Here is a 21,470-nt window from a genome sequence, read left to right on the forward strand (position 1 = left end):
CCTAGGGTCCGCGGCGACAAGAAAGGCTTTCCATGTTCACACTCGCCACCTGGAACATCAATTCCGTCCGCCTGCGCGAGCCGCTGGTGACACGCTTTCTGGCCGAGGAATCGCCCGACATCCTGTGCCTGCAAGAAATCAAGACTCCGCTGGACAAGTTCCCGGTCGAGGGCTTTGCCGCGCTTGGCTATCGCCATCTCGTGGCGCGCGGGCAAAAGGGCTATAACGGCGTCGCGATCCTGTCCAAGCTGCCGCTTGAGGATGCGGGCGACCGCGACTATGCCGGCCTTGGCCATGCCCGCCACGTCGCCGCGCGGCTGGAAAACGGCGTCACCATCCACAATTTCTATGTCCCCGCCGGCGGCGACATCCCGGACCGCGAACAGAACGTCAAATTCGGCCAGAAGCTGGATTTCCTGACCGAGATGCGCGACGCCTTCCATGCCGACAACCCGCAGAAGTCGATCATGGTGGGGGATTTGAACATCGCCCCGCGCGAAGATGACGTCTGGTCCCACAAGCAGCTTCTGAAGATCGTCAGCCACACCCCGATCGAGGTCGAGCATCTGGGCGCCGCGCAGGACGCGGGGAACTGGGTCGACATCACCCGCCAGGACATTCCGCAGGGCCTGCTTTATTCGTGGTGGAGTTATCGCGCCAAGGATTGGGATGCAGCGGACAAGGGCCGCAGGCTGGATCACGTCTGGGCCACGCCCGACATCTCGAACGCAGGTCATGCCAGCCGCGTGCTGCGCCCGGCCCGCGGCTGGGAACAGCCCAGCGACCATGTGCCGGTCCTCGCCAGCTTCGATCTGTAATCCGCCCTTTCGCTGCGGACGACGAACCACCATATTGCGCCTGACGCAAAACACCCGACACGACTGGGGAAGACCATGGCCATGCTTTTCGACGGCGCCGCAGCACCCGCGCCACAGACCGCCGACTTCATCTTTGACGCGACCGAGGCCAATTTCATGGCCGAGGTGGTCGAGAAATCCATGCAGGTGCCGGTCATCGTGGATTTCTGGGCGCCGTGGTGCGGTCCCTGCAAGACCCTTGGCCCGCAACTGGAAGCCGAAGTCGCGCGCCACAAGGGCCGCGTGCTGATGGCCAAGGTCAATGTGGACGAAAACCAGATGATCGCCGCGCAGCTGCGCGTGCAGTCGATTCCGACCGTCTATGCCTTCTTCCAGGGCCAGCCGGTGGACGGTTTCCAGGGCGCGGTCCCGCAAAGCCAGATCAAGCAATTCGTCGACAAGCTTGCCGCGATGGGCGGCGATGATGGCGGCCTGGCCGACGCGCTTGAGGCGGCCGAGGCGATGATCACCGAAGGTGCGCCCGAGGATGCCGCCGAAACCTTTGCCGCGATCCTCGAGGAAGAGCCCGAGAACGCGATTGCATGGGGCGGGCTCGTCCGCGCGCTTCTGGCCGCGAAAGAGCTTGATCGCGCCCAGGCGGAACTGGACCGTGTGCCCGCCGCCGTCGCCAGCGCGGCCCCGGTCGAGGCTGCGCGCGCCCAGCTTCAGCTTGCCCGGCAGGCCGCTTCGGCCGGTCCGCTCGACGAATTGCGCCTGAAGGTCGAGGGGGATCCCGCCGACCCGCAGGCCCGTTTCGACTATGCCACCGCGCTTCATGCCGGCGGCCAGGTCGAGGAAGCGGTCGATCAGCTTCTGGAAAGCTTCCGTCGCGACCGCGAATGGAACGACGGCGCGGCCAAGGCCCAGCTGATCACCATCTTCGATGCGATGAAGCCCACCGATCCCGTCGCGCTGAAGGGCCGCAGGCGCCTGTCCTCGCTGATCTTCTCGTAAGATGCCGCGTCGGCCCGAACTGCCCGGCGACATCGCCCTGTTCCCGCTGAGCGGGGCGGTGCTGTTGCCGCGGACGCGTCTGCCCCTGCAGATCTTCGAGCCGCGCTATCTGCAAATGGTCGAGGACGTGCTGAAGACCCCCGACCGTTTGATCGGGATGATCCAGCCCGTCGAATCCGGCCCGGATCGACTGGCGCAGATCGGCTGCGCCGGTCGCATCGTCGCCTTTTCCGAGGTCGGGGACGGTCGGCTGATGATTTCGCTGCGCGCGCAGTCCCGGTTCCGCCTGCGCGCGCTGGAGCCGCGCGCCACGCCTTATCTGCACGCCCATGTCGATTGGAGCGGGTTCGAGGCCGACCTGGCGACCCGTCCCGAATGCGCGGGCCAGTTTGACCGCGACGCGCTGATCGCACGGCTGATCCGCTATGCCCGGCGGCATGGCCTCGCCTCGGATTGGAGCGCGGCCGAGACATCGGACGAGGAAACGCTGGTCAACTCGCTGTCCATGCTGCTGCCGTTTCCGCCGGGCGACAAGCAGGCCCTTCTGGAAAGCCCGACCCTTGCGGACCGGCGCGAATTGCTGGACGGGCTTCTGGAATATGCCCTTCGGGGCGGAGATGACGAGGAGATTGTCCAATGACCGACGCAAGCACCCCGGATACCACGGAACGTGGCTTTGACCGCCACATGCTTGAGGCGCTGGTCTGCCCCGTGACCCATGCCACGCTGCGTTATGACGCGCAGGCGCAGGAACTGATCTCGGACGCGGCCGGGTTGGCCTTTCCGATCCATGACGGGATTCCGATCATGCTGATCGACAGTGCCCGCCAGATCAAGGCTGATTAAGGGCAGGGCTCCCGCCCGTCAGTCGCGGGCGGGTTCCGTTTCCGGGACAAAGCGCAGAACGCCCAGCAGCCCTGATCCGCGCCGCCCGTCGCTGGGGTGATTCACCCCGTCCATCACCGGCACCTCGGCAAAGTCGAAGGGGCTGACCCCGGCAAGGCAGGCGACGTTGATCCCGTATTCCGACGGGTTCGAACGCCGCTGGTGGTGGGTATAGATCCCGCAGGTCCGGCAGAAGTAGTGCTTCGCCGTGCCGGTGTTGAACTGGTAAAGGGTCAGGTTCTCTTCGCCCTGCAGGAACTCGATATCGCCCAGCAGGGCCGAGACCGCGACCGCACCCCGCATCCGGCAATAGGAACAGGAACAGCGTCGCGCGGTCTCGAAGCCGCGGCTCAGCCGGACGCGGAACCGCACCGCTCCGCAATGGCAGGCTGCGTCATGGGTCTGTGGATGCTCGTTCATCGCCTTGCTCCGTTCGGGTCCGGCTTGATGCATATCCGGCCCGCCTCCCGGGCCGGATGGCGCTTCGACCGGGGCCCTACAGCCCCGCGCCCTCATCGGCACCCAGCATGATGTTCAGGTTCTGCACCGCAGCCCCGGACGCGCCCTTGCCAAGGTTGTCGAGAACCGCGACCAGCACCGCGCACCCGTTCCCGGCATCGCCGTGGACCGAGATTTCCAGCCGGTTCGTGTCGTTCAGTGCGGTCGGCACGACCCGCGCGGGGGCATCCGTGACCGCGATGAAACGGCTGCCCTCGTAATGGCCGGCAAGCGCATCGCGCAGGTTCGAAAGGCTGCGCGTGCCGTTCAGATGCAGCGGGATCTGAACCGCCATGCCTTGCGCGAAATTCCCGACCGAAGGGGCAAAGACGGGCTGTGCCGACAGGCCGGAATATTTCATGATTTCCGGCACGTGCTTGTGCTTTTGCGCTAAGGCATAGACGAAGGCCGCGGGCGCTTCGCCGCGTTCGTATTCGCCGATCAGCTCCTTGCCGCCGCCGGTATAGCCCGAGACGGCATTGATCGACAAAGCCTCGTCCGGGGCGACCAGTCCGGCCTTGACCAAGGGTGCCAGCAGCGAGATCGCGCCGGTCGAATAGCAGCCGGGATTGCTGACCAGTTTCGCGCCGGCAATCGCGTCGCGCGCGCCGCGGGCGAGTTCCGCAAAGCCGAACACCCATGCCGGATCGACGCGATGCGCGGTCGAGGCATCGATGAAGCGCACCGGCAGGCCCTCGGCCAGCGCCACGGCCTCTTTTGCGGCGGCGTCGGGCAGGCACAGGATCGCGACATCGGCAGCGGCAAAAGCCTCGCGGCGCGCATCGGCATCCTTACGGCGGGCGGAATCGATCTGGATCAGTTCGATGTCCTTGCGCCCGATCAACCGGTCGCGGATCTGCAAACCGGTGGTGCCGGCCTCGCCGTCGATGAAAACCTTCTGCGCCATCATGGCCTCCTGTATCGCGGAGGCGTTGTAGCGCAGCGCGAAGATTCAGGCAAACCCGATGCGCATCAGATCTGGCAAAGATCCGAGCGCGTCAGGAACCGCTTCTCGCGTCCATTGTCCAGGCTGAACATGCCGCCACGCCCCGGCACCACGTCGATGGTCAGGCGCGTGTGCTTCCATGCCTCATACTGGCTGGCCGAGATATAGAAGGGCATGCCCCCGATCTCGCCCAGCCTGACGTCGCGCTCTCCGATCCGGAATTCGGCCTGTGGATAGCACATGGGAGACGAGCCGTCGCAGCATCCGCCCGACTGGTGAAACAGGACCGGGCCGTGATCGGCGACGATCTGGGCCAGCAGCTCCAGCGCGGCGGGGGTGGCGGTGACGCGATCCTGCTCCATCGCTCAGGCCGTCAGGTCAAGGACGATGCGGCCCTCGATCTGCCCCTTTTCCATGCGGGAGAAGATGTCGTTGATCTCCTCGATCCGGCCCTTGTGAACAGTGGCGCGGACCTTGCCCTCGGCCGCGAAATCCAGCGATTCCTGCAGGTCGAGCCGCGTTCCGACGATCGAGCCACGGACCGTGATCCCGTTCAGCACCATGCCGAAGATATCCAGCGGGAAATCACCCGGCGGCAATCCGTTCAGCGACACCGTGCCGCCGCGCGCGGTCATGCCGATGGCCTGTTCGAACGCCTTGGGGCTGACCGCCGTGACCAGCACGCCCTGCGCACCGCCGTCGGTCTGGCGGCGGATCGCGGCGGCGGGGTCGGGCTCGGTCAGGGCGTTCACCGTCACCGTCGCGCCCAGCTTGCGGGCAAAGGCCAGCTTCTCGTCATCGATATCGACGGCCGCCACGTTCAGGCCCATTGCGCGGGCATATTGCACGGCCATGTGGCCCAGCCCGCCTACGCCCGAGATCACCACCCAGTCGCCGGGCTTGGTATCCGTGACCTTCAGCCCCTTGTAGACGGTGACGCCCGCGCACAGCACCGGCGCAATCTCCAGAAAATCGATGTTCTTCGGCAGGTGGCCGACGTAGTTCGGATCGGCCACGACATATTCGGCAAAGCCGCCATTGACCGAATAGCCGGTATTCTGCTGCGCCTCGCACAGGGTTTCCCAGCCTCCAAGACAATGCCGGCAATGTCCGCAGGCGGTGTAAAGCCAGGGCACGCCGACGCGGTCGCCCTCTTTCACATGGGTGACGCCCGCACCCACGGCCGAGACGAAACCGACGCCTTCGTGCCCCGGAATGAAAGGCGGGTTCGGCTTGACCGGCCAGTCGCCATGCGCGGCGTGAAGATCGGTGTGGCAGACGCCCGACGCCTGGATCGCCACCTGGATCATGCCCGGACCCGGCACGGGCACCGGGACTTCGTCGATTGTCAGGGGTTTGCCGAATTCCCGCACCACGGCGGCCTTCATGGTCTTTGCCATTACCACAAGCTCCTTGCTGGAAAATATCGGGACCCGGCGAAATGCCGGGGCGGGCAGAACCCGCCCCGATGCCGTGGCTGGTTCAGAAGAAGCCTAGCTTCTTCGGCGAATAGCTGACCAGCATGTTCTTGGTCTGCTGGTAATGGTCCAGCATCATCTTGTGCGTTTCACGACCAATCCCGGACTGCTTGTAGCCGCCAAAGGCAGCATGTGCGGGATAGGCGTGATAGCAGTTGGTCCAGACCCGACCTGCCTTGATGCCCCGGCCCATGCGGAAGCAGGTGTTCGCGTCGCGCGACCAGACGCCTGCGCCAAGACCGTAAAGCGTGTCATTGGCGATCGACAGCGCCTCGTCCTCGTCCTTGAAGGTGGTGACAGAGACGACCGGCCCGAAGATCTCTTCCTGGAAAATCCGCATCTTGTTGGTGCCGCGGAAGATCGTCGGCTCGATATAGAAGCCGCTGGACAGCTCGCCCCCAAGGTCGGCGGCCTTGCCGCCCGTCAGGACCTCGGCACCTTCCTTCTTGCCGATGTCCAGATAGGACAGGATCTTTTCCTTCTGCTCGGACGAGGCCTGGGCGCCGATCATTGTCGCCAGGTCGCGCGGGTCGCCCTGCTTGATCGCCTTGGTGCGCGCCACCGCGCGTTCCATGAACCGGTCATAGATCGATTCCTGGATCAGCACGCGCGACGGGCAGGTGCAGACCTCGCCCTGGTTCAGCGCGAACATGGCGAAGCCTTCCAGCGCCTTGTCGAAGAAGTCGTCGTCTTCGCGGGCGACATCCTCGAAGAAGACGTTCGGGGATTTTCCGCCCAGTTCCAGCGTCACCGGGATCAGGTTCTCGGCGGCGTATTGCATGATGAGACGGCCGGTGGTGGTTTCCCCGGTGAATGCGATCTTGGCGATGCGAGGGTTCGACGCCAATGGCTTGCCGGCTTCAAGGCCGAAACCATTGACGATGTTCAGCACGCCCGGAGGCAGGAGATCGCCGATCAGGCTGATCCAGACCATGATCGAGGCCGGGGTTTGTTCGGCCGGTTTGAGGACAACGCAGTTCCCCGCCGCAAGAGCGGGGGCAAGCTTCCAGCACGCCATCAGCAGCGGGAAGTTCCACGGGATGATCTGGCCCACCACGCCCAGCGGCTCGTGGAAGTGATAGGCGACGGTGGTCGAGTCGATTTCCGAAATCGTGCCTTCCTGCGCGCGCAGGACACCGGCGAAATAGCGGAAATGGTCGATGGCCAGCGGCACGTCGGCAGCCATCGTCTCGCGGATGGGTTTGCCGTTGTCCCAGGTCTCGGCGGTGGCGAGCAGTTCAAGATTCGCCTCCATCCGGTCGGCGATCTTCAGCAGGATGTTCGAGCGTTCGGCTGCGGAGGTGTGACCCCACTTGTCCTTGATGGCATGGGCGGCGTCCAGCGCGGCCTCGATGTCGTCGGCGTTCGAGCGCGCGATCTCTCCGATCTCGGCCCCGGTGATCGGGGTGGTGTTGACGAAGTATTTGCCGGATTTCGGCGCAACCCAGTCGCCGCCGATGAAGTTGTCGTAACGCTTCGCGAAGGGCATCGTGTTCACGCCCTTGAAGTCATGCGTCTGGTCGTTCGGCATGTGTGATCCTCCTGTCAGTCCGGCTCCTCCTGCCGGTTCTGCGGGAAGCCTGTGACGGGCCGGGCCACAAATCAACGCGGGGTTCACGCCGCAGCGCGGAATGTGTTTCAGACCTGAGACAGTCGGCCCGGATTTTGCGAAATGCCCAGCCGCGACATGCGCCGATACAGCGTCGCGCGGCCCACACCCAGTGCGCGGGCGGCGGCCGAGACATTGCCTTCGGCCCGGGCAAGGGCGCGAATCACCGCGGCGCGTTCGGCCCTTTCGAAGCCCGTCACCTCGTCCTCGCGACCGAACAGGTCCGAGGCGGGACGGGGGCGAAGCTGGCCTTCCTTCTCAAGCCCGAAGGCGCGGCGAGCAGCGCGGTTCGCGCCGATGGCAAGGTCGTCCTTGTCCACCGCGATCAGCAGCATCGCGTCCTCGCTGCCCGTCACCTCGGCGGTGACGATCCGCGCGCCGGGGAACGAAGCGCGGAAGAACGCCGCCTCGATCTGGCGGGCGCTCTGGGCGACCTGGGCAGCGATCAGCGCGTTCCAGCGTTCGGTATGGTCCAGCCGTGCCGTGCTGACATCCAGCGCGGCGATCAGCCGTCCATCCGGGCCCCAGATCGGTGCGTCCATGCAGGACAGGCCGGTATTGCGGGCATAGAAATGTTCGTCGCGGTGGATCGTGACCTGTCGCCCCTCGGCCAGGCAGGTGCCGATGCCGTTCGTGCCCTCGGCCGCTTCGGACCAGTCGGCACCGGACCACAGGCCCCAGCCCCGAAAGGTCGCGGCATCGGCCTCGGTCATGCGCTGTTCCAGCACGATCCCGGTCGCATCGGTCAGAAGAACGCTGCAACCGGTCGGGCAGACCAGCTGGAACAGGTGGTCAAGCTGGGGCCGGGCGACATTGATGAACCCGTCCAGCGCCTCGCGCTTTTCGACCAGCTCTCGCATTGAAAGCTGGCGCACCCGCGGCGCGCCTGCCGGGTCCAGCCCATGCTTGACCATCGAGCGGCGCCAGCTTGCCGCCAGCCGCGTCACGGCCGCCGGCGATTGCGAGGCCTGCGCCACGCGATCCTCGTGTCGGTGTTCGGGCAAGGCGTCCTCCCTTCCTTACTCGATCCCGCGATTATCGGCGGGGATTGGCAGTCCGGCAAGTCATGGTTTCGTCATGGGTGGACGGAGACCGTTCCTCCGTCGCTCCATGCCCGGAATTCGGGGCGGTACATGTCCTCGACGCTGGCCGAGGGATGGCGGAAACTGCCCGTCGTCACCGCGCGCACGATATAGGCCAGCCGGAACGGTTCGGCCGAGGTCCAGGTCAGTGCCGCAGCGAAGCGATCGGCGCGGAATTCGGTCATCTCGGCGTCGGTCTGTCCGTCAAGCCAGTCCAGTGCCGAGATGTCGCCCGCGCGCAGCAGGTTCGGGTTGTCGATCTCCCATCCGGCGGGCAGGGGGTCGCTGACGATCAGACGGCCCCCGCCCTCGGCCTCGGGCTTGACCTCGATCCGGACCACGATCCGCGTGCCCTGCGCGACATTGGCGGGATCCAGCGGCTCACCCTCGATGCTGAAATAGCTGCGGGTGATGCGATAACCGCGCCCGCCCGCCTTCGAGGGTGTCGCGGGTTTGCCCGTCGCGGTCAGCGTCACCTCCAGCGGGGTGTCGCCGGGATTGGCGATGCTGGCCGTGGCATCGGGCAGGGCGGCAACCGGTTGGGTCAGCGCCACGCCGTTCAGCGTCGCGGGCGGCACGGTATGGGACAACGCCTGCGCGGCCATCACCGTCCAGACCGATTCCTGGGTCGAAAGGGTGCTGCCCTTTTCCTCGGCCCGGTCGATTTGTTCGGCGATCTGTGCGGTCAGCGCGGTCTGATCGATGGCGTCGGACCGGGCATCAGCCGCCAGCGCCAGCAGGCCCGCCGCATCGCGCAGCTTGGTGCCGTAATCCGCCCGGAAGGCATAGGGTTCGGGCGCGCCGAGGTTCAGCAGGTTGCGGGCTTGCGCGAACATCCGGTCGGCGCGCTGCTGGTCGCCATACGAAGCCAGCGCCGCACCCAGATTGCCCGCCGCCATCGGGGTCGAGAAGGCGCTGGCGGCCGTATCCGCGTAATAGCGCAGGTCCCCGACCGTCGCCGCCCGTTCCCGCGCCAGCACAGCCAGCGCATAGGCCAACGCGGCGTTGTCCTCGGGCGTGGCGGCGGTCGGGTCGGTCGCGTAATTGGCGCGGTTGCGCAGGTTGTCCAACGCCATGCCGAAGGCCTTGTCCGGCACCTGATAGCCGGTCGAACGCGCCCGCGACAGGAAGTCGGTCACATAGGCTTCCAGCCACAGGTCGCCCGAATCCGCGCGCCACAGTCCGAAACCACCGTTGGCCCCCTGCCGCGTCAGGATCTGGGTCAGGGCCTTCTGCACGGTCTCGCCGGTATCGGCCCCTGCGCCCACGCCCTCAAGCACGGAAAGCTGTGGCAGATACAGCAGCGGCATCGCGCCCGAGGTCAGCTGTTCGGTGCAGCCATAGGGATAGCGGGCCAGCCGCGCCAGCGCGCCCGCCACATCAAGCCGCGCATAGGGGCCGACCGCGGCGGTCAGCATCATGCCCGGCATCAGCCCTTCGGTCAGCCCGGCGGGCAGGGTCGCGCTTTCGCCGGGGGCCAGCGTCAGGCGGTCGCGATGCTGGATGTCGGGATCGTTCAGCGAGACCGGGATCACGATGTCCTTGGTCAGCGCTGTCCCATCCGGCGTGGTCAGGGTCAGGCGCAGATCGGCGCGCCCCTCGGCATCACCTGCCGAGACGGGCATCGTCACCAGTGCCTCGGCCTTTTCGGCCAAGGTCACGCTGTCCGACGACAGGCTGGTCGTCAGAGGCGCGTCCCCGCCGGTCTGCTGGACGGCAAGGCGCATCTCTCCGGCCGGGCCAGAGGCATGGGTCAGCCGCAGCCCGACCTGCGCCTGGTCGCCCGGCGCAAGGAAGGCGGGCGCGGTCACGGTCAGCACCACAGGGTCGCGGACCAGGACCGAGGCATCGGCCTGGCCGACGCCCTTGTCGGTCCAGACGACGGCCATGACGCGGACCTCTCCGTTGAAGTCGCCGACCGGGACGTCAAGCTTTGCGGTTCCGTCCGCGCCCAGCGTCACCGGCCCCGAGAACCAGCTCATCAGCTTTTCGGTGGGCGGCGGGGCCTCGCTGTTCGAGGACATGGCGTCGCCGCCTTCGCGCAGGGCGCCGTCTGGGGCGCCGCTCGACACGATCAGGCGACCATAGATGTCGCGCAGCCCGACACCCAGCCGGCGCTGTCCGAAATAATGCCCGGACGGGTCCGGCGCGGTATAACCGGTCAGGTTCAGGATGCCCTGGTCGACGGCAGCGACGGTGGCATGGACAGTCGCGCCCGGCGCCCCCTCGACCCGCAGCGTGACCGGGATCGTTCCGCGCGGCCGGGTTTCCTTTGGCGCCTCAAGGCTCGCCGCTAGTCGCTGTTCGCCCGGATCGACGGCGGCATGGGCCAGACCTAGCGCGCGGACGGGCGTGCGGTTTCCGGCTGCCGCGTCGCCCAGCGGTCGGATCGCGCTGACCGTGACATAGGCTCCGGCGCCCCAGTCATCCGTGACCGGAAGCTGGATCTCGTTCTCGCCCTCTTTCAGCGCGATGCCCTGCATCGAGACAAGACGGTTCGACAGGACCGAGACCAGCCCCAGCCCGTCCGCCAGCGCCTTGACCTTGACCCGCGCGGTGTCACCGCTGCGATAGGCGGCCTTGTCCAGCGTGACCTGCAGGCGGTCGGGGGTGGGGCTTCCGGCCTCGGCCGTCGCGCCCCATCCGGCGTAGAATTGCGTGGTGCTGGCCCCGCCCTGTCCCGAGGCCTGTTCGACCACAAGTTCATACTGACCCCAGTCGACAGGGACGGCGATCTCGGCCGGGTCCTGGCCCGGTTCGGCCACACCCTCGGTCACGCGGGCGCGGGTGGTGATCGGCTCCCAGTTCCATTGGCCTTCAAGTGAATACCATTGGTATTCGGTGTCGATCCGGTTCAGCACCCAGCGCAGCGGCGCGCTGGCGGGCTTCATGTCCGGGCCGACGGCCAGCAGCGAAAAGCGCGCCTCGCCGCCTTCGGACACGGTGTCGCCTTCGAACAGCGGCTTGATCCCGATCACGGGCGCGCCGGGCATCACGACGCGGGTTTCGCTGCGCTCGACGGGGCGTCCCGCGCCTTCGCGGATGTTCAGCACAAGCTCGGCCTTGACCGGCTGCGGGCCAAGTTCGGCAGCGGGGGGCAGGCTCACCTCGGTCCGGTAATTCCCCGCGGCATCGGTCGTGCCCGCGGGCAGGCTTTGGACCACCGGCTGCGGCGCGTCGTCGGCAGAGCCGAAGACATAGCCTTCGAACCCGTCGAGATCGCGCGCCGCCGACAGACGAAGCTGACCTTCCACCGGCAGGTTGGCGGCGGGTGCGCCGAAAAGCCAATGCGCGGCCAGAGTCAGGTCCAGCACGTCACCGGCCTTGGCCGGGCCATCGGGCAGGGCAGGGGTGAAGTCGATGCGCTCGGGCAGGAAATCCTCGACCAGCAGGCGTGCGGTCGACAGCGCGGGGCCGTCGGCCTGACTGCGCAGCTCAAGCCGCCATGTTCCACGTGGCGCATTTCCGGGGATGGTCCAGCTGACGGTGCTGCCGCCATCTCCGGCCTCGGCCGGCGTGACCCGGGTCTGTTCGACCCCGTCGGGACGCAGGATAACGGCAGTCAGGGGCAGGCCCTGCAGGGCACGGGATTGCGCGTCGCGGGCAAGGATCGTGGCATTCACCGTCTCGCCCACGCGATAGGCCCCGCGGTCGGTCGCGACGAACAGGTCGATCGGGGGCGCGGGGGGCTGGCCTTCGACCCCACGGTCGGACAGGTCGAATTCGGGATCGCTGAGGGACAGGAACGCCATGTCGCGGGGCGCGCGATCGCTGCCGTCACCCTGCCACTCGGTCACGGTAACAAGGGCCGGGGCCGCACCCTCGGTCCCAAGGCTCAGCCCCGGCGCGAAATGCGCGACACCTTGCGCATCCGTCGCGGTCCGCGCCAGCACCTCGTTCGACTGGCTGACCAGGGCGACCTCGGCCCCGGCCTTTGGCGTGGCGTCGCGCAGGCTGCGCACGGCGACGGTCAGCCCATCCGTTCCCGAAAAGGTCGAGATTCCGAAATCCGAGATCACGAACCACTGCGTCGCCAGCCCGGTATCCGAGGCTTCCTGCCCGGTCACGCTGGCCTCGACGATATAGATGCCCGGCTCAAGCGGGCCGGCAGCCGAAGGAATGGCCAGGCTGGTCGTCAGCTCCCGGTTCAGGACATCCTGCCCGACGGGTTTCGCCGGCTCGGCCGAGCCGCGCCAGATCTCGCGCGCCATCTGCCCCGAGAAGTACTCCGTCTGCCAGCTGTCGAGCGGCGAGGCAAACATGTCCTCGGACATGGCGCGGATCAGGTTGCGGTCGGAAATGCGCAGCAGGCGCAGGTCGATCCGGTCGGCATTGACGGTGACCATCGACAGGCGCTGGTCGCCCGAGGCGGGCAGGACATAGGCGCGGCCGGGGAAACGCACTTCGGGCGAGCGGTCGCGGACATAGCCGCGCAGGGTCACGTCCCGCGTCAGCTTTTCGCCATCCGCCGAGGGCAGGCCCGCGCGCAATGTCAGCTCGACCTCCTGCCCGTGGGTTAGCCCCGCGACGCAAAGGCGCGAGCCCTGGGCCTCGACCGTCAGGTCTCCGGCGGGCAGGCGAAGGAAGGGGCCGTAATCGGTGCCCTTGGCCAGTTCGCGCGACAGCTCGGCGCAAAAGCGGGGCATCCGGCCTTCGGATTCGACCTGCGTGTCGGTCACGCGCAGACCGTTCCGGGCCTCGGACTGTTCAAGGGCGGTGGCGATCGAGGCGTCGCCGGGTGAAAGGCGCGCGGCAAGGCGCAATGCGCTCAGGGCATCCGGGCCGCGATCCAGCCGCTCGAACGCCATGGCAAGCCATGACAGTGCCTGTGCGGCCACCGGATCGGGATCGGCGCGCAGATAACCGTTGGCCGCCATCGACGCGATCGCGGTCGAGGCGTCGCGGTTATCGGAATCGCTGCTGTAAAGGGTCAGCCGGGCCAGGTTCGTCCAGTCTTCGGCCCCGTCGGAAAGCGCCACCACCTGCGCCATCAGCTGTGCCGCGGCACCCATGTCGCCCGCGCTTTCCGAGGCGGCCGCCTCCTCGCGCGGGTCGCCCGCGCCCTGCGGCGGGTTCATGGCCGGGAACAGCCGCGCCTGCGTCTGGGCGGCGTTGATGTCATCGGCATTGATGAAGGGGGCGGCACTGGCGCGGGACGCCGCGATAGCTTGGGTTTCCGCGACGATCGGAATCACGCGGCCCGACAGCGCACCGGCAAAGGGCGCGGGGGCGCCGTGGCCCTCGCCCTTGGGAAAGCAGGACCGGGCCTTCTGGTTATAGGTGACGGCGCGGCAGGCCTCGTCCCCAAGACAGGCCTGGATGCAGGATTGCAGGGTGGTGTCGAAGATCCGGCCGATATCGCCGCCGGGCAGGTCGGTGTCGGGGGACAGCTGAAGCCGCTCGGCGGGCAGCACGGCCTCCTGCGCAAGTCCGGGCAGGGCGGCAAGGGCCGCCAGCGCTAGCCCGGTCGAGATTGCGCGACGCAAGACAGATGATGGCATGATGTCCCTCCGATCCATGCCCCAAGGTGGCATTCACGGAAAGGAGAGGCAATCAGCCTATTCCCATTCCAGTTGGGAAAAGCTTGTCGCGGCATTGCGCGCAGTGGTGGCGTTGAAATCGGCCCAGCCCTCGGAATAGGGCTTCATCATGCTGACGATGGCCGGGATCGCCCGCGACAGTGCCATGCCGCCCGTAACGGCCTTGCGCGTCGCATCCCGCAGCGCGTGCAGATACTGGCGTTCGGGGGCGACAGCTTCGTCCCAGGTCGCGGCGACGGGGCCGTGGCCTGGCACGATCAGGCTGGGCGCGGGGTCGGGTCCGGTCCCATCGACCCAGTCGATCCAGTTGGACAGCGAGCCGTCCAGCGACGGGGTCAGCCCGCGAAAGATCAAGTCCCCGGTGAACAGCGTCTCTGATTCGCTGTCGAAGACGGTCAGGTCATTGTCGGTATGCGCGGATTTCACCGGCTCCAGCCGCAATTCGGTCGAACCGAGCGAAATCGTCATCGGCGCATCGACCTTTTGATCGACCGGCGCAATCCGCGATCCCATGAACGCCGCCTGTCCGATCTGATCGGGGATCGACATCATCCAGGCATCGGTCCGGCGCGCGACCGCGTCTGACAGGCGGGCATCCGCGACGATGCTGGCGCCGGCCTCGGCAAAGACTTCGGCCCCCAGGATATGGTCGGGATGCATGTGGGTCAGGATCAGATGGCTGACCGGCTTGTCGGTCACGCTGCGGATGGCGGCATAAAGCGCCTCGCCCTCGGCCCGGGTGCCGCCTGCATCGATGACCGCGACGGTGTCGCCGACCACGAAGGCCAGGTTCGCGATGCGCCCACGATTCCCCGGCGAGATCTGCTCCATCGCGCCCTGGTAGAAGAAAACGCCATCCGCGACTTCCTGCATGTTCAGGGCAGGCAGGCCGGCGGTCTCGACACAGCGCGCGGCACCGCCGCGCAGGTCGGGATGGCGGGCCAGCCAGTCACGAGCGATGGGTTCGGCCTTGCGGTGGCATTCTTCGACACTGGGGGACTCGGCCGACGGAAGAAGCCTTTCGGCGCAGATCGAGGGGTCGTTCGCCAGGCAGGTGGCAAGCAGCAGATGAAACATTCCGCCCTCCGTCCTGTCGTGCGGTGCGGGACGTTAGCACGGCTTCCAAGCAGGCACCATCTAAGACCTTTGGCGGGTTGACTGAAACATACAGCGGCATACGATTTGTTGCATGCCGCAAGACGCGGCGGGATGAGGAGGAGGAACTCATGGCCTGGACCAAACCGGCGATCAAGGAAATCGCCTGCGGGATGGAAATCAACATGTACGCTCCGGCCGATGATGAGCCGGTTCTGTTCTGACCTGAACTGCTAGCAGATCCGGCCGGTCTCGTGCTGTCGGGACCGGTCGTGCCAAAAGCTATAAGCCATGCGTATCGTGATTCTCGGCACCGGCGCCGGGGGTGGGTTGCCGCAGTGGAACTGCGGTTGCTCAAACTGTGAAGCGGCGCGCGAGGGGCACATCCCCTCGATGAGCCAAAGCGGGATCGCGGTCTCGTCGAACGGCAGGGATTGGGCGCTGGTGAATGCCTCGCCTGACCTGCGTGTGCAGCTTGCCACCAACCCGGTCCTGCGACCGGCGGGGCTGCGCGGCTCGCCCATTCGCTCGGTGCTGGTCACCAATGGCGACATCGATCACGTCGCCGGCCTGCTGACCCTGCGCGAAGGGCAGCCATTCGATCTGTTCGCCACCCCGGCCATTCACGGCGTGCTGGGGGCGAACCCGATGTTGTCGGTGTTGAATCCGCGGCTTGTCTCGCGCCGCGAAGTCGTTCTGGACCAGGATTTCGAACTGGTTGCGGGCGTTACGGCCCGCCTTTTCGCGGTGCCGGGCAAGGTGCCGCTATATCTGGAGGGCGAGACGGTCGAGACAGGGCAGATGGGTGAGCAGACGGTGGGCGTCGAGCTGGACGCGAACGGCCGTCGCATATGCTATATCCCCGGCTGCGCCTCGGTTCCCGACTGGCTTCGCGACCGCATTTCGGGGGCGGATGCCTTGCTGTTCGACGGAACGCTTTGGACCGATGACGAGATGATCCGCGCGGGCCTTGGCCAGAAGACCGGCCGCCGCATGGGCCATGTCCCGGTTTCGGGTGCCGATGGCAGTATCGCGGCCCTGGATGGGGTGCCGGTCGCGCGGCGCATCTTTGTCCATCTCAACAATTCCAATCCGCTGGTGGACCCCGCCAGCCCCGAACGCGCCCGCGCCGAGGCTGCCGGGTGGCAGATCGGCCATGACGGCATGGAGATCCGGCCATGAAACTTGCCGACCAGCACCCGCTTTCACGGGCCGAATTCCATGAGCGGCTGAAGCGCATCGGGGCCGAGCGTTATCACGACCGCCACCCCTTCCATAAACGCCTGCATGGCGGCGAATGCACCCCTGACGAGGTTCGCGCCTGGGTCATCAACCGCTGGCAATACCAGTCGCGGATTCCGATGAAGGACGCGGCCTTCCTGTCGCGGGTCGAGGATCCCCACCTGCGTCGCATCTGGCGTTCCCGGATCGAGGATCACGATGGCGGCGTGGACGAGGGTGGCGGCATCCGCCGCTGGCTGGCGCTGGCACAGGCCGTGGGGCTTGATCCCGACTATGTCGCAAGCGGGGCGGGCGTGATGCCCGCGACGCGCTTTGCGGTGGATGCCTATGTCCGCTTCGTCCGCGACATGCCGTTGCTGGACGCCGTGGCGGCCAGCCTGACCGAGATGTTCGCCCCGAAGATCCATGCCGAGCGGATCGAGGGCCTGTTGAAGCATTACGACTTCGCGGACGAGGCCAGCCTTGCCTATTTCCGCAAGCGCCTGTCCGAAGCGCCGAAGGATGTCGAATTCGGGCTGAACTATGTGCTCGATCATGCGGACACGCTGGAAAAGCAGGATGCGGCAGCGGCGGCGCTGACTTTCAAGACGGACGTGCTTTGGGCACAGCTTGACGCCTTGTGGCACGGATACGTCGAAGGCCACACGCCGAACGGGGCATGGCTGCCGGGGCAGGGGCTCATGGCCCGCCGGCCGGAACCTGCCGCGGCCGCGACATGACAGGACACCGCCTCAGCAATGCCTGCATCCCCTATCTGCCGCGGGGGGTGCGGCTGCACGATGACCGTGTCCGGGGGATCCGCGTCCTGCTGGCGCCAGAACGCGCCATGCAGCTGGATGCGGTGGGCGATGCCATCCTGACCGAACTTGACGGACGACGCAGCCTGGCCGAGGTGATCCTGACCCTGTGCGACCGCTACGACGCCCCCTCCGAACAGATCGAGGGGGACGTCCACGACTTCATTCGCGGGTTGGTGGATCGGCGCATGCTGTTCCTTGCCTGCCAGGGCCCGCATGGGGAGGCACCATGACCCATCAGCCCGTGATCCCTCAGGACATCCAGGGCAACCCGGTGCGCGTCGGCCTGCCGATGGCGATGCTGGCAGAACTGACGCATCGCTGCCCGCTGGCCTGCCCGTATTGCTCGAATCCGGTCGAGCTGGCGCGGGTCAACTCCGAGCTGACGGCGGCGGAATGGGGCGACATCTTCCGGCAGGCGGCAGATCTGGGCGTCCTGCAGGTGCACCTGTCGGGTGGCGAACCCGCGTCCCGCCGCGACCTGACCGAGATTGCCGCGGCCGCGCGTGATGCCGGGCTTTATGTCAATCTGATCACCTCGGGCATCGGCTTCACCGAGGCGCGGCTGCGCGAACTGGACGGCATCGTCGATCACGTCCAGCTGTCCCTGCAGGGCATCGACGCCGAAATGGCCGACTGGATCAGCGGCTATGGCGGCAGTTTCGCGCGCAAGATGCAGGTCGCGGAATGGATCGGGCAGATCGGATTTCCGCTGACCCTGAACGCGGTGGTCCATCGCCAGAATCTGGATCGCCTGCCCGAGATGATCGATCTGGCCGAGCGTCTGGGTTGTCGCCGGATCGAGGTCGCGACCGTCCAATTCCACGGCTGGGCCGACCTGAATCGCCGCCCCTTGATGCCGACGCTGGCGCAGGCCCAACGGGCGCGCGAGATCGTGAACGAGGCGCGGCGGCGCCTGCGCGGGCGTATGGTCATCGACTATGTCCCCGCCGACCACCATGCGACCTATCCCAAAAGCTGCATGGGCGGCTGGGGGTCGACCGGGCTGAACATCGCGCCGGACGGGGTCGTTCTGCCCTGCCATGCCGCGCAGACCATCAAGGGGCTGGAGTTCGACAATATCCGCGACGTGCGGTTGGCCCAGATCTGGCAATACGGCGCGGCCTTCAATGCGTTTCGCGGCACCGCCTGGCTGCCCGAGCCCTGCGCCTCATGCGAGCGACGCGAGGTTGATTTTGGCGGCTGCCGCTGTCAGGCTATGGCCATGGCGAATGATCCTCTGGCGACGGATCCGGTCTGCTCGCGCTCGTCCCTGAACGCGCGGCTGCGGGCCGAGGCAGAGGCAGAGGCGGCCAGCGACGACATCGCGCTGGTCTATCGCCGGATGCCGAAGGAGAAACGGACATGAGGCTGGCCCTTGTCCTTGCCCTGCTGGCCGCACCGCATCTGGTCCTTGCGGCCGAGATCGAAAATCCGCTGCAACCATCGGAGGCCTGGGACGATCTTCGGTCCAGCATCATCGGGACAGATGACGAGCCGCCGATCGATCCCGCGATCCTGCTGCTGGATGCGCCCAAGCGCGCCGATAACCCGGCATTGGTACCGGTCCATATCACCCAGCCGCCCGGCGCGCCCGCGATCACCGGGCTTGCTTTGGTCGTGGACGGCAACCCGGCCCCGGTCGCCGCCGAGTTCACCTTTGGCAAGGCGCTGATGCCGCTGGATTTCGAAGTCAGGGTGCGCGTCGACAGCTATTCAGACCTGCGCGCCGTCGCAACGCTGGCCGATGGGCGCAAGGTGATGGCGGGTCGCTTCGTCAAGGCCTCGGGCGGGTGTGCGGCGCCGGCGGGCAAAAGCATGGACGACATGCGGGCCACGATGGGCGAGATGAAGTTTCGCCGGACCGAGGAAGACGGCCGCCAGATCGGCACGCTGATGATCCGCCATCCGAATTTCTCGGGGCTGCAGCGGGATCAGGTCACGCTGCTGACGATCCCGGCCGAATTCATCCAGACGCTTGAGGTGACCCAGGACGGGGCCGAGCTGTTCACGATGAACGCGGGGATCTCGATCTCCGAAGATCCGGTCTTTCGCTTTGGCTGGTCCCCCGGCGACGCGCCGGTCAAGATCCATGCCCAGGATACCGAGGGGCGGGTCTGGGATCAGTCCTTCTGAAGCCGGGCTGGCGTGCCTGACAGGCGCAACGCGCGCGCCTCCAGCGCTGCCCCCTCGTTCGGGTCGTGGGTGACAAGGATCAGCCCGGCGCCGCTGCGGTCCAGCAACTCTCCGGTCAGGGAGACCATGCGCGTCGCGGTCTCGGCATCCAGCGATGCGTAAGGCTCATCCGCCAGCAGGATATCCGGCCCTGCCGCAAAGGCGCGCGCCAGCGCCAGCCGGCGCTGCTGGCCCAGCGACATCTGGCGCGGAAATTTTGCCTCATGCCCGGCAAGCCCGGCACGGCCCATCCATTCGATGGCGGTCTTCCGGTCGCAGCCAGTGGGAATGGTGATATTCGCCAAGGCATCCCGCCACGGCAGCAGGACGGGTTCCTGAAACACCATCGCCAGCCGTTCGTCGCCGTCGCGCCGTCCCTGAAAGTTCCGGTCCAGCCCGGCCAGGATGCGCAGCAGCGTGGATTTGCCGATGCCCGAGGGGCCAAGGATCGCCACCCGCTCGCCCCGACCGACCGAGATTTCGATCGGGCCAAGGATCTGCTTGCCGGCGAAGGATTTTGCCTGAAGGTCAAGCCGCATCCTGCCTCCACCGGTTTACCCGCCGTTCCCAGGGGCGCAGGATGAAAAGGTCGATGGCCAACATGATGGCCACGAAGGTCAGCGCCCAGGCGAGAACCCCGGTCACGTCGAAGCTGGAGAACAGCAGGTGGATCTTGAACCCGACCCCGTTTGAGCGGCCAAGGAACTCGACGACCAGCACGATCTTCCAGATGAGTGAGATGCCCGCGCGTGCCGCGGCCGCGATCTGCGGGGCAAGCTGCGGCAGCACCACATGGCGCAGCCGCGCGGCGGGCGCCATGCGAAAGGCGCTGGCCATCTCGTCCAGATCGGGGCGCAGCGCCCTTGCCCCTTCGCGGATCATGACGGTGACGACAGGGATCTTGTTCAGCGCCACGGCCAGAATCGCGGCGGTCTCGTTCAGGCCGACCCAGATATAGCTCAGCACGATGACGACCAGCGCGGGCACGTTCAGCAGGATGATGATGCCAGGATTCAGCCAGTCGTCGACGCGGCGGCTGCGGCCCATCAGCAATCCCAGCGCCAGCCCGATCGCCATCGCCAGCGCAAAGCTTGCCGCGACGCGCATCAGGGTCATCCCGGCATTGAACCAAAGCTCTCCGGTCGCGGCCAGATGACCAATTCTCGCCGCGACCTGCCAGGGGGCGGGCAGGGTCTGCGGCCGGTCGGTCAGTTGCGACGCGACGGTCCAGATCAGCAGCATGGCAAGAATGGACATGAGCCCCGGCCACAGGGCCGAGCGGGAATTGCTGTCCTGGGACAAAAACCTACTCCGGCGTCCAGAACAGGCCGGGCGGCAGGGCGGTCACACCGCCGGTCAGTTCTTCGCCGCCAAGCGCGGCCATGGCCGCGAACATCTTTTCGGCATTTGCGACATCGACGGGGCCTTTCGCCGGAATGCCGGCGCGCCAGCCCGCGCGCAGGGCCTGAAACTCGGCATCGTCCTTGGCGTCCATGAAACTGCGGATCGGCTGCCAAGCGGCATCGTCCTTGGCAAGCAGATCCTTTGCTGCGGCCGAGGCCTTGGCCAGCCCCGCTGCCAGCGCGGGGTTCTTGGCGATCCAGCTTTCGCGCAGGACATAGCCCAGCAACGGGGTCGAGGGATCAAGACCCAGATCGCGCGCCGCGGTGGCAACCGACATCACCTCGCGCATGCCGCGTGCCTGCATCTTGGCCTGGAAATGCCAGAAGTTGATCGCCGCATCGACCTCGCCGGTTTCGGCGGCGTTCAGGATCATCGGCGGCGCGCCGAAGACCTGCTGGGTGATGTCCGCCAGATCCTCGCCCAGCTTTTCGCGTGACCAGGCGCGCAGGATCAGCCAGCTTTTGTCCACCGGCCCGCCTGCGATGCCGATCTTCTTGCCCTTCAGGTCGGCAAGGGTCTGGACCGGGCTGTCGTCCTTGACCATCAGGCCGCCGACGGCGGTGGAATAGGGCAGGAAAGTGAAGTCTGCGCCGCGCGCCCTTTGCTGCGCGACCCAGAGCCAGTCCGATACGATCGTCTCGACCTCGCCACCCTGCATCGCGACCTGGGTCGCGGGATTGCCCGCCAATATCATCGGAACCAGCGAAAATCCGTTGGCCTTGTCCAGCCCCTGCTTGACGATGGTCTGGATTTCCCAGTTGACGGTCCCGTTTTCCAGCGTGCCGATGCGGATGGCGGGCGGGGTGGTTGCGGCCCCGGCCCGGAACGCGAATCCCGACAGCATCGCCGCCCCGCCCAGCAGGGTGATTCTTCTGTTCAGTTGGACCATGGCTGTTCTCTCCCCCAAT

Annotated in this window: 21 protein-coding genes; 10 read left to right on the top strand and 11 right to left on the bottom strand. The window is 66.7% G+C overall.

The genetic code is table 11. The features are described from left to right. Positions 1-32: 32 nt before the first annotated feature. The 4 genes from ACO2Q4_RS00850 (at position 33) to ACO2Q4_RS00865 (ending at position 2,657) form a co-directional block, all read left to right on the top strand. The gene (locus tag ACO2Q4_RS00850) at positions 33-818 is read left to right on the top strand and encodes an exodeoxyribonuclease III (protein ID WP_311760264.1); all 786 of its coding nucleotides are present in this window, start codon (positions 33-35) and stop codon (positions 816-818) included. 75 nt (positions 819-893) lie between these two features. Continuing rightward, positions 894-1,811 carry a thioredoxin gene (gene trxA, locus ACO2Q4_RS00855; protein WP_423316648.1) on the top strand — a complete coding sequence of 306 codons (918 nt, stop codon included), beginning with the start codon at positions 894-896 and terminating at the stop codon, positions 1,809-1,811. Position 1,812: 1 nt separating this feature from the next. Further along, complete coding sequence (locus ACO2Q4_RS00860) at positions 1,813-2,451, top strand: LON peptidase substrate-binding domain-containing protein (RefSeq protein ID WP_423316650.1); 639 nt, start codon at positions 1,813-1,815, stop codon at positions 2,449-2,451. Next, positions 2,448-2,657: a Trm112 family protein gene (locus tag ACO2Q4_RS00865; RefSeq protein WP_311760266.1), complete on the top strand. Its 210-nt coding sequence runs from the start codon at positions 2,448-2,450 to the stop codon at positions 2,655-2,657. The genes ACO2Q4_RS00860 and ACO2Q4_RS00865 overlap by 4 nt, the downstream gene beginning before the upstream one ends. A gap of 18 nt (positions 2,658-2,675) precedes the next feature. On the opposite strand, the gene ACO2Q4_RS00870 is transcribed toward ACO2Q4_RS00865, so the two are convergent. The 8 genes from ACO2Q4_RS00870 to ACO2Q4_RS00905 all read right to left on the bottom strand — a co-directional run bounded on the left by ACO2Q4_RS00870 (position 2,676) and on the right by ACO2Q4_RS00905 (position 14,926). Beyond that, complete coding sequence (locus tag ACO2Q4_RS00870) at positions 2,676-3,116, bottom strand: GFA family protein (protein ID WP_311760267.1); 441 nt, start codon at positions 3,114-3,116, stop codon at positions 2,676-2,678. A 76-nt stretch (positions 3,117-3,192) separates the two neighbouring features. Next, entirely contained in the window at positions 3,193-4,101 is a 909-nt protein-coding gene (gene argC / locus ACO2Q4_RS00875; protein WP_423316653.1) for an N-acetyl-gamma-glutamyl-phosphate reductase, read from the bottom strand. A 65-nt stretch (positions 4,102-4,166) separates the two neighbouring features. Beyond that, positions 4,167-4,502 (bottom strand): DUF779 domain-containing protein, encoded by a 336-nt coding sequence (locus ACO2Q4_RS00880; protein WP_311760269.1) that lies wholly within the window; start codon positions 4,500-4,502, stop codon positions 4,167-4,169. A gap of 3 nt (positions 4,503-4,505) precedes the next feature. Then, entirely contained in the window at positions 4,506-5,540 is a 1,035-nt protein-coding gene (gene adhP, locus ACO2Q4_RS00885) for an alcohol dehydrogenase AdhP (RefSeq protein WP_311760270.1), read from the bottom strand. Positions 5,541-5,622: 82 nt separating this feature from the next. Continuing rightward, positions 5,623-7,149: an aldehyde dehydrogenase gene (gene adh, locus ACO2Q4_RS00890; protein ID WP_311760271.1), complete on the bottom strand. Its 1,527-nt coding sequence runs from the start codon at positions 7,147-7,149 to the stop codon at positions 5,623-5,625. A 107-nt stretch (positions 7,150-7,256) separates the two neighbouring features. Continuing rightward, positions 7,257-8,231: a GAF domain-containing protein gene (locus tag ACO2Q4_RS00895; RefSeq protein ID WP_423316656.1), complete on the bottom strand. Its 975-nt coding sequence runs from the start codon at positions 8,229-8,231 to the stop codon at positions 7,257-7,259. A 71-nt stretch (positions 8,232-8,302) separates the two neighbouring features. Continuing rightward, complete coding sequence (locus ACO2Q4_RS00900; RefSeq protein WP_423316658.1) at positions 8,303-13,810, bottom strand: MG2 domain-containing protein; 5,508 nt, start codon at positions 13,808-13,810, stop codon at positions 8,303-8,305. Positions 13,811-13,867: 57 nt separating this feature from the next. Next, positions 13,868-14,926, bottom strand: a complete 1,059-nt coding sequence (locus tag ACO2Q4_RS00905) for a quinoprotein relay system zinc metallohydrolase 2 (protein ID WP_311760274.1) — start codon at positions 14,924-14,926, stop codon at positions 13,868-13,870. A gap of 149 nt (positions 14,927-15,075) precedes the next feature. Here ACO2Q4_RS00905 and pqqA point away from each other — a divergent pair, with 149 nt between their 5' ends. The 6 genes from pqqA to ACO2Q4_RS00935 all read left to right on the top strand — a co-directional run bounded on the left by pqqA (position 15,076) and on the right by ACO2Q4_RS00935 (position 19,119). Continuing rightward, complete coding sequence (pqqA, locus tag ACO2Q4_RS00910; protein WP_311760275.1) at positions 15,076-15,168, top strand: pyrroloquinoline quinone precursor peptide PqqA; 93 nt, start codon at positions 15,076-15,078, stop codon at positions 15,166-15,168. 67 nt (positions 15,169-15,235) lie between these two features. After that, positions 15,236-16,126 (top strand): pyrroloquinoline quinone biosynthesis protein PqqB, encoded by an 891-nt coding sequence (pqqB, locus tag ACO2Q4_RS00915; RefSeq protein ID WP_423316661.1) that lies wholly within the window; start codon positions 15,236-15,238, stop codon positions 16,124-16,126. Then, positions 16,123-16,905: a pyrroloquinoline-quinone synthase PqqC gene (pqqC, locus tag ACO2Q4_RS00920; protein WP_423316662.1), complete on the top strand. Its 783-nt coding sequence runs from the start codon at positions 16,123-16,125 to the stop codon at positions 16,903-16,905. Before pqqB ends, pqqC begins: the two co-directional genes overlap by 4 nt. Continuing rightward, positions 16,902-17,216: a pyrroloquinoline quinone biosynthesis peptide chaperone PqqD gene (gene pqqD, locus ACO2Q4_RS00925; protein ID WP_311760278.1), complete on the top strand. Its 315-nt coding sequence runs from the start codon at positions 16,902-16,904 to the stop codon at positions 17,214-17,216. The genes pqqC and pqqD overlap by 4 nt, the downstream gene beginning before the upstream one ends. Beyond that, positions 17,213-18,352, top strand: a complete 1,140-nt coding sequence (gene pqqE, locus ACO2Q4_RS00930) for a pyrroloquinoline quinone biosynthesis protein PqqE (RefSeq protein ID WP_311760279.1) — start codon at positions 17,213-17,215, stop codon at positions 18,350-18,352. The genes pqqD and pqqE overlap by 4 nt, the downstream gene beginning before the upstream one ends. Then, entirely contained in the window at positions 18,349-19,119 is a 771-nt protein-coding gene (locus ACO2Q4_RS00935; RefSeq protein ID WP_423316664.1) for a quinoprotein dehydrogenase-associated SoxYZ-like carrier, read from the top strand. Before pqqE ends, ACO2Q4_RS00935 begins: the two co-directional genes overlap by 4 nt. On the opposite strand, the gene ACO2Q4_RS00940 is transcribed toward ACO2Q4_RS00935, so the two are convergent. Genes ACO2Q4_RS00940 through ACO2Q4_RS00950 form a run of 3 tightly spaced genes read right to left on the bottom strand, consistent with a single transcriptional unit; the run spans position 19,107 to position 21,451 of the window. Continuing rightward, entirely contained in the window at positions 19,107-19,697 is a 591-nt protein-coding gene (locus ACO2Q4_RS00940; protein WP_423316666.1) for an ATP-binding cassette domain-containing protein, read from the bottom strand. The two genes, ACO2Q4_RS00935 and ACO2Q4_RS00940, sit on opposite strands and share 13 nt — an antisense overlap. Continuing rightward, positions 19,687-20,415, bottom strand: a complete 729-nt coding sequence (locus tag ACO2Q4_RS00945; RefSeq protein WP_311760282.1) for an ABC transporter permease — start codon at positions 20,413-20,415, stop codon at positions 19,687-19,689. Before ACO2Q4_RS00945 ends, ACO2Q4_RS00940 begins: the two co-directional genes overlap by 11 nt. A 49-nt stretch (positions 20,416-20,464) precedes the next feature. Further along, positions 20,465-21,451 (bottom strand): ABC transporter substrate-binding protein, encoded by a 987-nt coding sequence (locus tag ACO2Q4_RS00950; RefSeq protein WP_423316669.1) that lies wholly within the window; start codon positions 21,449-21,451, stop codon positions 20,465-20,467. Positions 21,452-21,470: the final 19 nt, after the last annotated feature.

The sequence above is a fragment of the Paracoccus sp. KR1-242 genome, assembly GCF_049446195.1.
Taxonomy (GTDB): domain Bacteria; phylum Pseudomonadota; class Alphaproteobacteria; order Rhodobacterales; family Rhodobacteraceae; genus Paracoccus; species Paracoccus broussonetiae.